The organism is Streptomyces thermocarboxydus, assembly GCF_024760485.1.
GTDB lineage: Bacteria > Actinomycetota > Actinomycetes > Streptomycetales > Streptomycetaceae > Streptomyces > Streptomyces cellulosae.
The window spans coordinates 4,647,911-4,662,171 of the sequence record NZ_CP058273.1 but is presented as its reverse complement, the minus strand read 5'-3'; the positions used below and the strand labels follow the sequence as shown (position 1 = coordinate 4,662,171).

10 protein-coding genes are annotated in these 14,261 nt (G+C 68.3%); 3 read left to right on the top strand and 7 right to left on the bottom strand.

Going from position 1 to position 14,261, the window contains the following annotated elements; translation table 11 throughout:
* Positions 1-3 precede the first annotated feature (3 nt).
* The 6 genes from AY578_RS21615 to AY578_RS21590 form a co-directional block, all read right to left on the bottom strand.
* The gene (locus AY578_RS21615) at positions 4-1,626 is read right to left on the bottom strand and encodes a peptide ABC transporter substrate-binding protein (protein WP_028959381.1); all 1,623 of its coding nucleotides are present in this window, start codon (positions 1,624-1,626) and stop codon (positions 4-6) included.
* A 191-nt stretch (positions 1,627-1,817) separates the two neighbouring features.
* Complete coding sequence (locus AY578_RS21610) at positions 1,818-2,942, bottom strand: ABC transporter ATP-binding protein (protein ID WP_136238467.1); 1,125 nt, start codon at positions 2,940-2,942, stop codon at positions 1,818-1,820.
* Positions 2,943-2,955: 13 nt separating this feature from the next.
* Positions 2,956-4,017, bottom strand: coding sequence for an ABC transporter ATP-binding protein (locus tag AY578_RS21605; protein ID WP_019522303.1), 1,062 nt, complete (start codon positions 4,015-4,017; stop codon positions 2,956-2,958).
* A gap of 10 nt (positions 4,018-4,027) precedes the next feature.
* A complete protein-coding gene (locus AY578_RS21600; protein WP_019522304.1) occupies positions 4,028-5,005 on the bottom strand; it encodes an ABC transporter permease in 978 nt (325 codons plus the stop codon).
* A 104-nt stretch (positions 5,006-5,109) separates the two neighbouring features.
* Positions 5,110-6,909 carry an ABC transporter substrate-binding protein gene (locus AY578_RS21595; protein WP_028959383.1) on the bottom strand — a complete coding sequence of 600 codons (1,800 nt, stop codon included), beginning with the start codon at positions 6,907-6,909 and terminating at the stop codon, positions 5,110-5,112.
* Positions 6,910-7,010: 101 nt separating this feature from the next.
* Positions 7,011-8,051, bottom strand: a complete 1,041-nt coding sequence (locus AY578_RS21590; protein ID WP_136238466.1) for an ABC transporter permease — start codon at positions 8,049-8,051, stop codon at positions 7,011-7,013.
* A 491-nt stretch (positions 8,052-8,542) separates the two neighbouring features.
* On the opposite strand from AY578_RS21590, the gene typA reads away from it, so the two are divergent.
* Entirely contained in the window at positions 8,543-10,459 is a 1,917-nt protein-coding gene (gene typA / locus AY578_RS21585) for a translational GTPase TypA (RefSeq protein WP_019522307.1), read from the top strand.
* 78 nt (positions 10,460-10,537) lie between these two features.
* Here the strand turns inward: typA and AY578_RS21580 are convergent, their stop codons facing one another.
* Positions 10,538-12,748, bottom strand: a complete 2,211-nt coding sequence (locus AY578_RS21580; RefSeq protein ID WP_161107480.1) for an ABC transporter family substrate-binding protein — start codon at positions 12,746-12,748, stop codon at positions 10,538-10,540.
* 311 nt (positions 12,749-13,059) lie between these two features.
* Between AY578_RS21580 and AY578_RS21575 the strand changes: the two genes are divergently transcribed.
* Positions 13,060-13,353, top strand: coding sequence for an Rv0250c family protein (locus AY578_RS21575; RefSeq protein WP_019522309.1), 294 nt, complete (start codon positions 13,060-13,062; stop codon positions 13,351-13,353).
* A gap of 61 nt (positions 13,354-13,414) precedes the next feature.
* The gene (locus tag AY578_RS21570) at positions 13,415-14,248 is read left to right on the top strand and encodes a succinate dehydrogenase subunit SdhC (RefSeq protein ID WP_136238464.1); all 834 of its coding nucleotides are present in this window, start codon (positions 13,415-13,417) and stop codon (positions 14,246-14,248) included.
* Positions 14,249-14,261: the final 13 nt, after the last annotated feature.

Below are 14,261 nucleotides of genomic sequence, written 5' to 3'. Positions count from 1 at the left end.
GGATCAGCTGACCTTGATCTCGTTGTAGACGGGGACGCTGAAGGGGTTGAGCTTGACGTTGGAGAGCCGGTCGGACCAGCCGGCGCTGCCGTTCTGGTACCAGAGCGGGATCGCCGCCATGTTGTCCCGGACGACCCCCTCGGCCTGCTGGAACAGGTCGACGGCCTTGGCGGTGTCGGTCTCCTGGTTGGCGCGGTTCACCAGGTCGTCGAACTGCTTGTTGGACCACTTGCCGTCGTTGGACGAGGCGTTGGTGTAGTACAGCGGCTGGAGGAAGTTCTGGATGAGCGGGTAGTCCATCTGCCAGCCGGCCCGGAACGGACCGGTCATCTTCCGGTCGGTGATCTGGTTGCGGAAGTCCGCGAAGGTGCCGACCGGGTTGGCGGTGCAGGCGCGCTCGTTGTCCAGGGCGTTGTTGATGGAGTTGCAGACGGCGTTGACCCACTCGCGGTGGGAGCCGGTGTCGGCGTTGAAGGTGATGGTCACCTTGCCGCCGGGCAGTCCGCCGCCCTCCTCGATCAGCTTCTTCGCCTCGTCGGGCTTGAACTCGCAGAAGTCCCCGCACAGTCCGTCCTGGAAGCCGCCGTCCTCGCCGAGCACCGGGGAGGTCCAGTCGGTGGCCGGGGTGCGGGTCTTCTGGAAGATCGTGTCGGTGATCTGCTTCCGGTCGATCGCCATGGACAGGCCCTGGCGGACCTTCTTGGCGCCCTCGGTGTTCCACGCCGGGTCGTAGAACGGGAAGGCGAGGGTCTGGATGATGCCGGCGGGGGTGTTCAGGTACCGGTCGCCCAGGTCGTTCTTCACGTTCTTCAGCTGCGCGGCGGGCACGTCGTCGACCAGGTCGAGGTTGCCGGCCAGCAGATCGGTGTAGGCGGTGTTGTTGTCGGTGTAGACCTTCAGGTCGACGCCGCCGTTCTCCGCCTTGTCGTCGCCCGGGTAGTCGTCCCACTTGCGCAGCGCCATCTGCGACCCGCGCGTGTACGACTCGACCAGGTAGGGCCCGTTGCCAATGGGCTTCTTCACCCAGGCGTCGTGGTCGTCGAAGAACGCCCGGGGCAGGGGCGCGAAGGCCGCGTAGCCGAGGGTGTCGGGGAACGTCGAGAACTTCTGGGTGAGCTTCACGGTGAAGGTGCGCTCGCCGGTGACCTTCAGCCCGGACAGGGTGTCCGCAGTCTGCTCGCCCTCCTCCGGGTGCACCTTGTCGTAGCCCTCGATGTAGCCGAAGAAGTACGCGTTGCGCTGGTTGTTGCGCAGGCTGGCGCCGTAGTTCCAGGCGTCCACGAAGGACTGGGCGGTGACCTTCTCGCCGTTGCTGAAGGTCCAGCCGTCCTTGACGGTGATGGTGAAGTTCTGCGAGTCCGACGTCTCGATCTTCTCGGCGAGCATGTCCTGCGCCTCGCCGGTCTCCGGGTCGTACCGCTTCAGGCCCCGGAAGATCATGTCGAGGACCTTGCCGCCCTGCACCTCGTTGGTGTTCGACGGCTCCAGCGGGTTCTGCGGGTCGCCCCAGGAGGCGCTCAGCACGGCCTCGGAGTCACCGCTGTCTCCCCCGCCGCCGCACCCCGCCGTGGCGAGGGCGAGCGCCATCGCGCAGACGGCCCATCTGGCGTGCGTGGTGGTGCGCATGGGGTGCCTCCTCGTACCCGGGTCCCTTACCGGGCCAGCCTGGGAGCGGGCCCCCCCGCGGCGCACGCCCGCCTGGGCCGTACGGGGTGCAAGATCCACCGGACGGGCGCATGCGAAAGGACCGGGGGCGGGAGGTGCGTGTCCTCCCGCCCCCGGTCCTCAGGGCTCGCGTCCTTCGAGAAGAAGGGTCGTCAGTCCTTGGAGACGTCCCCGTCCTTCTCCAGCGCCTTCAGCGCCGGGTCCATCACGACGTCCTCGGAGCGCGCCTCGACGCTGGGCTCCTCCGGGAAGTGGCACGCCGTCAGGTGGCCCTCGGTGTTGCCGCCGATCTGCAGCAGCGGCGGCTCCTCCGTGGCGCACTTGTCCTGCGCCTTCCAGCAGCGGGTGCGGAAGCGGCAGCCGGACGGCGGCGAGATCGGCGAGGGGACGTCACCGGCGAGGCGGATGCGCTCGCGGTTCTCCGTCTCGTCGTCCACCGCCACCTCGGGCACGGCCGAGAGCAGGGCGTGCGTGTAGGGGTGGCGCGGGCGGTTGTAGATGGAGTCGCGGTCGCCGACCTCGACCACCTTGCCCAGGTACATGACGGCGACGCGCTGCGAGAAGTGCCGCACGACGGCGAGGTCGTGGGCGATGAAGAGGAAGGCGATGCCCATCTCTTCCTGGACCTTCTGCAGCAGGTTGACGACCTGCGCCTGGATCGACACGTCGAGCGCGGAGACCGGCTCGTCCGCCACGATCAGCTTCGGGTTGAGCGCGAGCGCGCGGGCCACGCCGATGCGCTGGCGCTGGCCGCCGGAGAACTCGTGCGGGAAGCGGTTGTAGTGCTCCGGGTTCAGGCCGACGAGCTCGAGCAGCTCGCGGACCCGCTTCTCCCGGCCGCCCGCGGGGTTGATCCCGTTGACCTCCATCGGCGACTTGATGATCGTGCCGACGGTCTGGCGCGGGTTCAGCGAGGAGTACGGGTCCTGGAAGATCATCTGGATCTCGGACCGCACGGGCGCCAGCTTCTTCCGGTTGGCGTGCGTGATGTCCTGGCCCGCGTACTCGATCTTCCCGCCGGTGGGCTCCAGGAGCCGGGTGATGAGCCGGCCCGTGGTGGACTTGCCGCAGCCCGACTCACCCACCAGGCCGACGCTCTCGCCGACGCCGACGGTCAGGTCGACGTTGTCGACGGCCTGCACGGCACCGACCTTTCGCTTGATCGGGAAGCCGCCGTAGATCGGGAAGTGCTTGGTGAGGCCCTCGACCTTCAGCAGCGCCTCGGTCGACGCGCCGGTGGAGCCCTGCTGTGCGGGGAGGGTGAGGTTGTCGCTCATGTCTCGGATCTCCCTAGCGCAGCCGGGGCTGGATCTTGTCGATGAAGATGGTCTGCTTCTGCTCTGCCGTCAGGTGGCAGGCAGCGGCGCGTCCCTCGCCCAGCGGGGGCCGCTCGGTGCTGCAGCGGTCGCCCGACACCTGGTCCGTGAACGTGCAGCGGGGGTGGAACGGGCAGCCGGACGGCGGGTTGAGCAGGCTGGGCGGCGAGCCGGGGATCGGCATCAGGGGCTGCGAGGTGCTCCCGCCGAGGCGCGGCATCGAGCTGAGCAGGCCCCAGGTGTAGGGGTGGCGCGGCTCGCGCAGCACCTCGCGGACGGCGCCGCGCTCCACGGCCCGGCCGGAGTACATCACCAGCAGGTCGTCGGCCATGTCGGAGATGACGCCGAGGTCGTGGGTGATGAAGATGATCGCCGACCCGAACTCCTGCTGGAGGTCCTTGAGCAGGTCGAGGATCTGGGCCTGGACGGTCACGTCGAGGGCGGTGGTCGGCTCGTCCGCGATCAGCAGGTCCGGGTCGCAGACCAGGGCCATGGCGATCATGGCGCGCTGGCGCATACCGCCGGAGAACTGGTGCGGGTAGTCGTCGACGCGGGTCCTGGGCTGCGGGATGCCGACCTTGGTGAGCATCTCGATGGCCCGGTCCCGGGCCTCCTTCTTGGAGGCGCCGGTGTGCTTCATGAACGGCTCGGCGATCTGCCGGCCCACCGTGTAGTACGGCGAGAGCGCCGTCAGCGGGTCCTGGAAGATCATCGCGACCTTGTTGCCGCGGAGCTTCTCCATCTCCTTCTCAGGAGTGGTCACCAGGTCCTGGCCCTCGAGGAGGATCTCGCCCTCCACGGTGGTGGTCTTGGGGTTGTGCAGCCCGAGCACGGTCAGGTTGGTCACGGACTTGCCGGAACCCGACTCGCCCACGATGCCCAGGGTCTTGCCGCGCTCGACGTCGAAGGACAGCCCGTCGACCGCCTTGACGATGCCGTCCTCGGTGGAGAACCGCACCCGCAGGTCGCGGACCGAGAGGAAGGAGTCGGGCCCGGTCGGGGCCTTCTCGCCTTCGGTCTTGGTCAGTGTGGTCACGGTGTTTCTCCTAGCTGAGCCGTACGCGCGGGTCGATGTACGCGTAGGCGAGGTCGACGAGGATGTTCAGGAGCAGGATGAAGAAGGCTCCGAACAGCATGACACCCATGGTCACCGGCAGGTCCTTGGTCAGCGAGGAGTCCACCGCGAGACGGCCGATGCCGGCCAGGTCGAAGGTGAACTCGGTGACCACCGCGCCGGACAGCAGGGCGCTGAGGTCCATGCCGAGGATGGTGACGATCGGGATCAGGGAGCCGCGCCAGGCGTACCGGAAGAACACGTAGCTCTGGCGCATGCCCTTGGCGCGCGCGGTGCGGACGTGCTCCTCCTGGAGCTGCTCGATCATCGTCGAGCGGGACATACGGGTGTACTGCGCGGTGAAGATGGTGGCCATGACCACCCAGGGGATGAGCATCCCCAGGAACCAGGCTCCGGGCTCCTCGGTGAAGTTGTGGTACTTCGGGAACTCCATGATGCCCGTGCTGTAGACCAGCAGGCCGAGGACGATCGGGCCGAGCAGGTAGATCTGGAAGGAGCTGAGCACGATGGAGGCGCCGCTGACGACCTTGTCGACCACGGTGCCGCGCTTCCAGGCGGCCAGCAGACCCGAGCCGAGGCCCAGGATGAGGAAGATCACGAGACCGCCGACGGTCAGCGACAGCGTCAGCGGGAAGCGGTCGATGATGGAGTCCCAGACGAACTCGCCGCTTTCGAAGGAGACACCCAGGCACGGCGCGGAGCAGTGCCCCTGCGGGAAGTCGCGGCCGGCCACGATGCCCGACATGAACTCCCAGAACTGGGTGGTGATGGGCTTGTCCAGACCCAGGTTCTCGCGGATCACCGCGAGGTTCTCGGGCGAGCAGTTCTTGCCGCAGGACAGCGCAGCGAAGTCCTGTGGAACTGTGTAGAACAGGAAGAACGTGAAGGCGCCGATCAGGAACATGATGACGACGGCGCCGGTCAGCCTGCGGATGAGGAACTGAAGCATGGCGGGTGGATGCTCTCTTCGAAACGCGGCGGCAGGTGAGGGGTACCGTCCGCGGGGGTGTGCTCCGCCTGGCGCACACCCCCGCGGTCAGCCGAACTGACGGCTTACGGCTGCTTCAGGTACAGGTCGGTGATGTTGATGTAGCTCGACTCGGTGCTGTACCGAGCGCCACCGATGTTCGAACCGTAGAGCTGGAGCTGCTTCGAGTAGTAGACCGGGGCAGCCGGGTTGATCTCCTCCACGATGCGGTGGTGCGCCTGCTCCCAGGTCTTGGCCGCCTCCTCGGGCTCCTGCTTCAGGGCCTTCTGGATGAGCTCGTTGACCTGCTTGTCGTTGATGTGCGAGTAGTTCGACGCGCCGTCGGCGACCAGCTCACCGTCGTAGACCGGGGTGATGACCGTGGACGGGGACGGCCAGTCCTGGCCCCAGCCGGTCATGTAGAGGTCGTACGGGTTCTTGACCTTGCCGATCTGCTCGTAGAAGCTCGCGCGGTCGATCTCCTTCGACTGGACGTCGAAGCCGAGCTTCTCGAGGGCGTCCTTCAGGATGACCTGCTGGGCCTGGCCGCGCGGCGTGTTGGAGTAGGCGTAGGTGAGCTTCGTGCCCTCCTTGACACCCGCCTCCTTCAGCAGCTCCTTGGCCTTCTCGATGTCGCCGTTGGGCTTCTTCAGCTTGCCGAACGGGTCGTACGTCGGGTCGAAGCCCGGCAGGGTCGGGGCGAGCAGACCGCCGGCGACCTCACCGCCGTAGCGGCCGCCGTCCGCCTGGACCATGGACTGGCTCGGGATCGCGTAGGTGATCGCGTCGCGGACCTTCTTGTCCTTCACGCGGTCCAGGTTGAAGGTGAGCTGCCACACGTACGGCTGGTAGCCCGCGATGGTGCGCTTCTTCGTCTCCGGGTTGGTGACCACGTCGGCCATCTGCGCCGGGTCCACCGGGTCGGTGAACTGGATGGCGTTCTTGGCCTCGCCCTGGTCCGAGATCAGACGCTTGGTCTGGCTGGCCTGGGAGACGGTGTTGGTGAAGTTGAAGCCGTCCACGTACTGGTGGCGCACGGCGTCGGTCTTCGGGTCCCACTGGTCGTTCTTGACCAGCTTCATCGACTTGCCCGGCTTGTACTCGGCGATCTTGTACGGACCGAGGGCTGCGGGGGCCTTGTCGTACTTCGCCTTCGTGTCCTGCTTGGCGGGCACGATGGAGTAGCCGGCCATGGCCAGGGCCTGCGGCAGGTCCGGACGCGGCTGGTTGAACTTGAAGACGACGGTCTTGTCGTCCGGCGTCTCGAGGACGGTGTCCGGCAGGTGCTTGCCCTTGTACGGGCCGTCGGGCAGCGCCTTGCGGTAGTCGTTGCCGGAGAGCCAGGACTGGACGAACGTCGGGCCGTCGAAGATGACCTTCGAGTACAGACGCTCGATGGTGTGGCGGACGTCGGCCGAGGTGATCGGGTTCCCGTCCTCGTCCTTGATGCCGTCCTTGAGCTTGTACGTCCAGACCTTGCCGCCCTCGGAGGACTGGCCGGCGTCGGTGGCGATGTCACCGACGACCGTGAGGTTGCCCTCGGCGTCCTCCTGGTAGTTCGTCAGACCTCGGTGAATGAGGTTCGAGAACTGGCCGGCGTCGCTGACGTAGATCTGACCCGGGTCCATGTGGGTCAGGTCCGACTGCATGTAGACGTTGATGAAGCCGCCCTGCTTGGCGCCCGCGACGTCCTTCGCCGGACCGGTCGACGCGGCGGCGTCACCGTAGACGACAGGGTCCTGCTGCTCGGCAGCGTCCTTCTGCGACTTCGCGTCGGTCCCCTTGCCGTCGCCCTTGTCGTTGCCGGAGCAAGCGGTCAGGGTCAGGGACCCCGCCACGATGGCCACGGCTATGGCGCGCGCGGTACGCGTTCTGATGGGCTTCATGATGCCGATGCACCTACCTGTCGATAGTTGTCCACGAGTTGCTGCCTGACAGTCCGGTAGCCCGGCCGGGGGCGGCAGCTCCCCCACCCACCAATGGACGATCAGCGTCCGGTCTTGGGGTCGAATGCGTCCCGGACGGAGTCTCCGAGAAGGTTGAAGGCGAGTACGAAGATCACCAGCGCCGCTCCGGGGAAGAGCAGGAACATCGGGTCCTGCTCGTACACGTCGGTGCCGACCTTGAACATGCGGCCCCAGTCGGGGGTCGGCTCGACGAAGCCGACACCGATGAAGGAGAGGAAGGCGATGGTGAGGATCGTGCTGGGCAGGATGTACGTGGCCTGCACCAGGATCGGGGTGACGATGTTCGGCAGGATCTCCTTGCGCACGATGCGACCGGGAGGGGCGCCGGACACCTTGGCCGCCTCGACGAACTCACGGTCCCTCAGCGACAGCACGGAGCTGCGCACCAGACGGGCCAGGCCCATCCAGCCGAGGAACCACATCACCATGATGATCGCGACGGCCCGCAGGTAGGTGGGGGTCTCGTCCTGCGGGTCGACGAACATCGCGGTGACGACCGGCATGAAGGCGATGAAGAACAGCTGCTGGGGGAAGCCCAGGAAGAAGTCCGTCACCCGGCCGATCCAGTAGTCGACGCGGCCGCCGAAGTAACCGCCGATCAGGCCGATGATCACGCCCGTGACCACGCTGAGCAGCGTGACGAGCACGGCCATGTACAGCGACGTCCGCATGCCGTACAGCAGCATGGTGAACACGTCGCGGCCGAGCTTGGGCTCCACGCCGAACCAGAAGTCGCCCGAGATGCCGCCGAAGTCCCCGCTCGGCATCGCGAAGTCGTCGAGCAGGAACGGGTAGTCGGGCTCCTGGGCGTACAGCGTGTAGGGGTCCTTGCCGTACAGCTTGGAGATCACCGGCGCGAGCGCGGCCACCACGAAGAAGAAAATGACCACACACGCGGAGACGACTCCGGTACGGTCGCGCTTGAAGCGCTGCCACATCAACTGGCCGGGGGAACGGCCCTCGGGCTGCTTCTCGCCCTTGACGACGTCGGTGGTCGCCGTGAGCTCAGGGTCCAAGACAGCCGCGGACCCGGAGTCCTCAGCCTTAGTTGGACTGGTCATCGTGTTCGTCCCCCGGGGGGTTGGAGAGTTGAGCGCAGCGCAGATACCGGCAGGTTCTGCGGTTTGGGGGAACTTTCGCCAAGAGAGTCAACGCGCGTCAAGGGCGAACGACATAGGGATCTCCCTACCGTCGTTTTTTTGAGGAAATATTGCAGAGATCGACACCTGCGCGCGCTTGACACGTCTGAACCGAATTCGACAATCCGGACATTAGGTGCGCATTTTCGGTTTACATGTCCGAAACCCGCATGCGTGATCACCGATATGCGAACGAGATGTTGCGTTTGCCGGAAGCACGTGCGACCGCCCCGAGACGTCCCCCGCACCCGGCCGCCGGCCGCCCCCGGCCCCGGCCCTCAGGCGGGCGCGGGCATACGGGGTGGCGGCCCCGTACCATGGAGGCAGGCCGAGGCGTGTCCAGCCCGGCAGGGCCCTCGCACCACAGACGTCTGCGGCGGGCAACCTTCACCACCTCCGGGAGTACGCCTTTCATGGCACCGTCTGTAACGCGTCACGACATCCGCAACGTCGCCATCGTCGCCCACGTCGACCACGGCAAGACCACCATCGTCGACGGCATGCTCAAGCAGGCCGGCGCCTTCGCCGCCCACCAGCTCGACCAGGTCGACGACCGCATGATGGATTCGAACGACCTGGAGCGTGAGAAGGGCATCACGATCCTCGCCAAGAACACGGCGGTGAAGTACCACCCCAAGGACGGCGGGGAGCCCATCACGATCAACATCATCGACACCCCCGGCCACGCCGACTTCGGCGGCGAGGTCGAGCGCGGTCTGTCGATGGTCGACGGCGTCGTGCTGCTGGTGGACGCCTCCGAGGGCCCTCTGCCGCAGACCCGCTTCGTGCTGCGCAAGGCGCTCCAGCAGCGGCTGCCGATCATCCTGTGCATCAACAAGACGGACCGTCCCGACGCCCGGATCGACGAGGTCGTCAACGAGACCTACGACCTCTTCCTCGACCTGGACGCGGACGAGGAGCAGATCGAGTTCCCGATCGTCTACGCCTGCGGCCGTGACGGCGTCGCCTCGCTGACCAAGCCCGAAGACGGCACGGTCCCCGGCGACTCCGACTCCCTCGAGCCGTTCTTCTCGACGATCCTCGAGCACATCCCCGCCCCCACCTACGAGGAGGGCGCCCCGCTCCAGGCGCACGTCACCAACCTGGACGCCGACAACTTCCTCGGCCGTATCGCGCTGCTGCGCGTCCACCAGGGCGAGCTCAAGAAGGGGCAGACCGTCGCGTGGATGAAGCGCGACGGCTCGGTCGCCAACGTCCGCATCTCCGAGCTGATGATGACCGAGGCGCTCACCCGCAAGCCCGCCGAGAAGGCCGGCCCGGGTGACATCTGCGCGGTCGCGGGCATCCCGGACATCATGATCGGCGAGACCCTGGCCGACCAGGAGAACCCGGTCGCGCTTCCGCTGATCACGGTGGACGAGCCGGCGATCTCGATGACCATCGGCACCAACACCTCCCCGCTGGTCGGCCGCGGCGGCACCGGCAAGGGCGCCGACGCCAAGGCGGCCGTCAAGGACCGCAAGGTCACCGCCCGCCAGGTCAAGGACCGGCTGGACCGCGAGTTGATCGGCAACGTCTCGCTCCGCGTCCTGGACACCGAGCGCCCCGACGCCTGGGAGGTGCAGGGCCGAGGCGAACTGGCGCTGGCCATCCTGGTCGAGCAGATGCGCCGCGAGGGCTACGAGCTCACCGTCGGCAAGCCCCAGGTGGTCACCAAGGAGGTCGACGGCAAGGTCTACGAGCCCGTCGAGCGCATGACCATCGACGTGCCCGAGGAGCACATGGGCGCGGTCACGCAGCTCATGGGCGTCCGCAAGGGCCGCATGGACAACATGTCGAACCACGGCTCCGGCTGGGTGCGCATGGAGTTCGTGGTGCCCTCCCGCGGTCTGATCGGATTCCGGACGGAGTTCCTCACCCAGACCCGCGGCACCGGCATCGCGCACTCGATCCACGAGGGCCACGAGCCCTGGTTCGGCACGCTGACCACCCGCAACAACGGCTCGCTGGTCGCCGACCGCGCCGGCGCGGTCACCGCCTTCGCGATGACCAACCTGCAGGAGCGCGGCGTGCTCTTCGTGGAGCCCGGCACCGAGGTGTACGAGGGCATGATCGTCGGTGAGAACTCCCGCTCCGACGACATGGACGTCAACATCACCAAGGAGAAGAAGCTCACCAACATGCGGTCGTCCACGGCCGACGTGACCGAGTCGATCGTCCCGCCGCGCAAGCTGTCGCTGGAGCAGTCCCTGGAGTTCTGCCGCGACGACGAGTGCGTCGAGGTCACCCCGGAGGCCATCCGCATCCGCAAGGTGAACCTGGACGCCCGCGAGCGCGCCCGCGCCGCGAGCCGCGCCAAGCACGGCTGATCACCGCACCGCGCGTACGACGCGGCCCGGCGCCCCTGGTGGGGGCGCCGGGCCGCGTCGCGTTTCCGGCCGGTCCGGTCAGCTCCCGGACGCGCTGTTCTTCGCGCCCGGCGACCCCTTCGGCCCCTGCGCCGACTTCTTCAGGAAGCCCATGTCCTCGTAGACCGGGGTGGCGAGGCCGAAGGCGCCGGCGTTGGCGAGGGTCTTACGGGCCGCGACGAGCTGCGGGCGCTGGTAGAGGGGGATGGATCCGGCCGCCGCCCAGATCCGGGAGTCGGCCTTGCGGATCAGGTCGCGGCGCTCGGAGTCGTCGAGGGTGGCGATGGCCTGGTCGAAGAGCTGGTCGACCTGGTCGGTGCCGACCCGCGTCCAGTTCTGCTCCACGTTCAGCGAGCCGTCGGCGGCCGGGACCGGCTTGGAGTAGACGGGGCGGGCGTCGGTGGCGGGGAAGGCCGTCGCGGGCCAGGAGTACAGGGCCAGGTCGAAGTCGCCGGACGCGATGTGGTCCTTGAAGTAGCTGTCGTTGTCGACCGTGGAGATGTCGGTGCGGATGCCAATCTTCTCCAGCATCTTCGCGATCCGGCCGGCCACGGTCTCCAGTGTCTTCGAGCCCGGCCCCGACGGCAGCACGAACCGCAGCACCAGCGCCTTGCCGTCCTTGGCGACCGGGGCGGTGTCGGCGCGGGCCGGGGCCGCGGTGCCCTTGGGGGCGTAGGCGCCGGCGGGGGCTCCGCCCTGCTTCAGCTGACCGGTGCCGGTGCCGGAGTCGTGCGGGGCCTTGCCGTCGCTCTTCCCGTCCTTGCCGTCGTCCTCGCCGACGATGTACGTGCCGTCGTCGCCGTCGCCCTCGGAGCCGCCCGAGCCCTCCTTGTCGGCCTCGGAGCCGGCCGCCTCCTCGCCCTCGTCCTTCTTCGTGTCCTTCTTCTCCTCCTTCACCGGTCCGCCCGGCACCCACCCGGCGTCCGAGAGGAGCGCCCGGGCCTCCTTGGCGTCCGGCTTGCCGAGGGCGCCGCTGCTGTCGGCGTAGGCGGCCTGGCCGGACAGCGCGAGGTGGCTGCCGACGGGCTCGGCGGGCAGACCGATCGGCTTCAGCACGGCCCCGGCGATGTCCTTGCGGTCCAGGGCGCGGGCCACGGCGCGGCGGACCCGCTCGTCGGACAGGGGGCCCTCGGCGCCGTTCAGGGCGAGCTGGGTGTAGGCGGGCTCCAGCGACTTGCGCACCTCGAAGCCGCCGAGCGCCTTCTGCTGCCGTGCGTACTTCTCCGCCTTCTTGCGCAGCTTCTTCCGGGCGGAGATCTCCTCGTCGGCGGCGTCCTCGTCGGAGCCGTTGGCGACCGCCCAGGAGTGCAGCGCGTCCGCGGCGGAGCGGTCGGCCTCGGGGCCCATCAGGGGCGTGTTCCCGTCCTGCGGCAGGGCGGCGGCCGTGACGCGACGGGCGGCCTCGGGGTCGATCTCGGCGAGGTCGAGGGTGCCGTCGCTGAGCGCGGCGATCCTCTTGTCGTGCGGCACGGCCCGCAGCACGATCTTCTGCAGCTTGGCCGGGCTGCCCCACCAGCGGGGACTGCGGGCGAGGACGACCTCGTCCCCTTCGGTGTCCACCTTGTCCACCGTGAACGGCCCGGCGGTGACCTTGAGCTTCTTGCGCGCCCCGTCGTTGAAGGAGTCCGGGGTGCCCATGACCTCTTTGGGGTACAGCGGGCTGAACAGGGACTTCCAGTCGGCGTAGGGGCGGCTGAAGGTGACCTTGACCTCGAGGTCGTTCTTGCCGCGCTCGACCTTCTCGATGCGGTCGTAGCCGGCGTTGCGGGCGGTCCAGTAGGCGGTGTCCTTGCCGGACAGGGCGCGCCACTGGGCGGCGAAGTCGGCGGCGCCGATCTCCCGGCCGTCGCTCCAGACGGCCTGCTGGGCGAGCCGGTAGACGACGACCTGCTTGGGCTCGGTGTCGACGACCTCGGCGGAGGCCAGGTAGTCGGGGTTGCGCACGGCCCGGCCCCGGCCGTCCGTGCGGTACATCGACGGCAGGACGGCCTCGGCGATCCGGGCGGTGGTGGTGTCGGCGTCGGCCTGGAAGGTGTTCAGGGTGTCCGGGACGGTGTCGACGGCCCAGCGCAGCGTCCCGCCGTCGGCGATGTCGGCCCGGTCCGCGCTGGCGACGTCCGCGCCCGCGAGGGGCTCGCCCGCGGGGTCCTCGGAGCCGCATCCGGCCAGGGCGGGCAGCGTGAGCATGCCGGCGGTGAGGAAGGCGACCGAGCGCAGGACAGCGCGCGGGCCGATGCCGTCGTGGGACATCTCTGGATACCTCCGGAAAACCGCGGGCATGGTGATCACACTTGGTATTGGGCGTTCATCCGATGTATGCGGCCCACTGAAGAGGAACGGGTTCCGCATTCCCCGGCGACACGGCGGCCCCGGGCGCCAAGCCCACCCGTGCGGCGCAACGCACCCGGCGCGACGCGGCTTCGCACCGGACGATGCACCCATGCGCCTCGGCCAATCGATGCACATCCCTTCACAGCGCAAGGTGTGACGCGCAACACTCGCAGGCGCATGACCGTTGCACCGCCTTGGGCCTGAAGGACCCGTGGAAGTGAGGTCACGTCATGTCCGTGCACGACGAACTGGCGACCGTCCAGCGCTGTCTCGACGACCTGGTGAGGTCGGTGGGGCGCCTGGAGCAGCAGCTGGGCAGCGGCAGCCTGGAGCTGCGCCGCGTCCGCTCCGACACCAACCACCTGCGCGAGAGCCTCGCGCTGCTCCGGGAGACCGCCGTCACCGCGGCGGGCCCGGCCAAGCGGCCCGACCTCGTGACGATCTCCGACACCCCCTACGACATGTCGCTGTGGGTGGACAGCGACGACGAGGGTCTGGGCGCCCGCGACCGCCGCGCCCCCTGACCCCGCCCGACCGCCGCCTCCCGCCGACCCGGCACCCCCGACCCCTACCGGAGTGGACAGCGTGGCCACTGGTACGGAACCCCCTGCGACCGAACCCGAGCACCGTGGCGGCGTGAGATCCGGCACGCGCGCCGCGATCTCCGCCCCGCATCTGCGGACCGACCGCTGGTGGCTGGCCCCGGCCGTCACCGCGGCCGGGCTGCTCGCCTTCGTCGTGTACTCGACCTGGCGGGCGTTCGCCAACGCGGACTACTACGCGGCGCCGTACGTGTCGCCGTTCTACTCGCCCTGCCTCGCGGAGAACTGCGAGCCGATGCGCGGCGGCCCGAACTGGGAGCTGTTCGGCAGCTGGTGGGGCATCTCGCCGGCGATCATCATCCTGATCTTCCCGCTCGGCTTCCGGCTGACCTGCTACTACTACCGCAAGGCCTACTACCGCAGCTTCTGGGCGTCCCCGCCCGCCTGCGCGGTCGCCGAACCGCACGCCACGTACACCGGCGAGACCCGCTTCCCGCTGATCCTGCAGAACGTCCACCGGTACTTCTTCTACGCGGCGCTGCTGGTCGCCTGCGTGCTGACCTGGGACACCGTGCTCGCCTTCCGCGACGAGAACTACGCGTGGGGCCACATGGGGCTCGGCACCCTGGTGTTCCTGGCGAACATCGTCCTGATCTGGGCGTACACCCTGTCCTGCCACTCCTGCCGGCACATCGTCGGCGGAAAGCTCAAGCACTTCTCCAAGCATCCCGTGCGCTACCGGATGTGGCAGTGGGTGGGCCGGCTGAACGCCAGGCACATGCAGCTCGCCTGGGCGTCGCTGATCAGCGTGGCGGCCGCCGACTTCTACGTCTATCTCGTCGCGTCCGGTGTCTTCGACGATCCGCGCTTCTTCTAACTGGGGGCCTTCA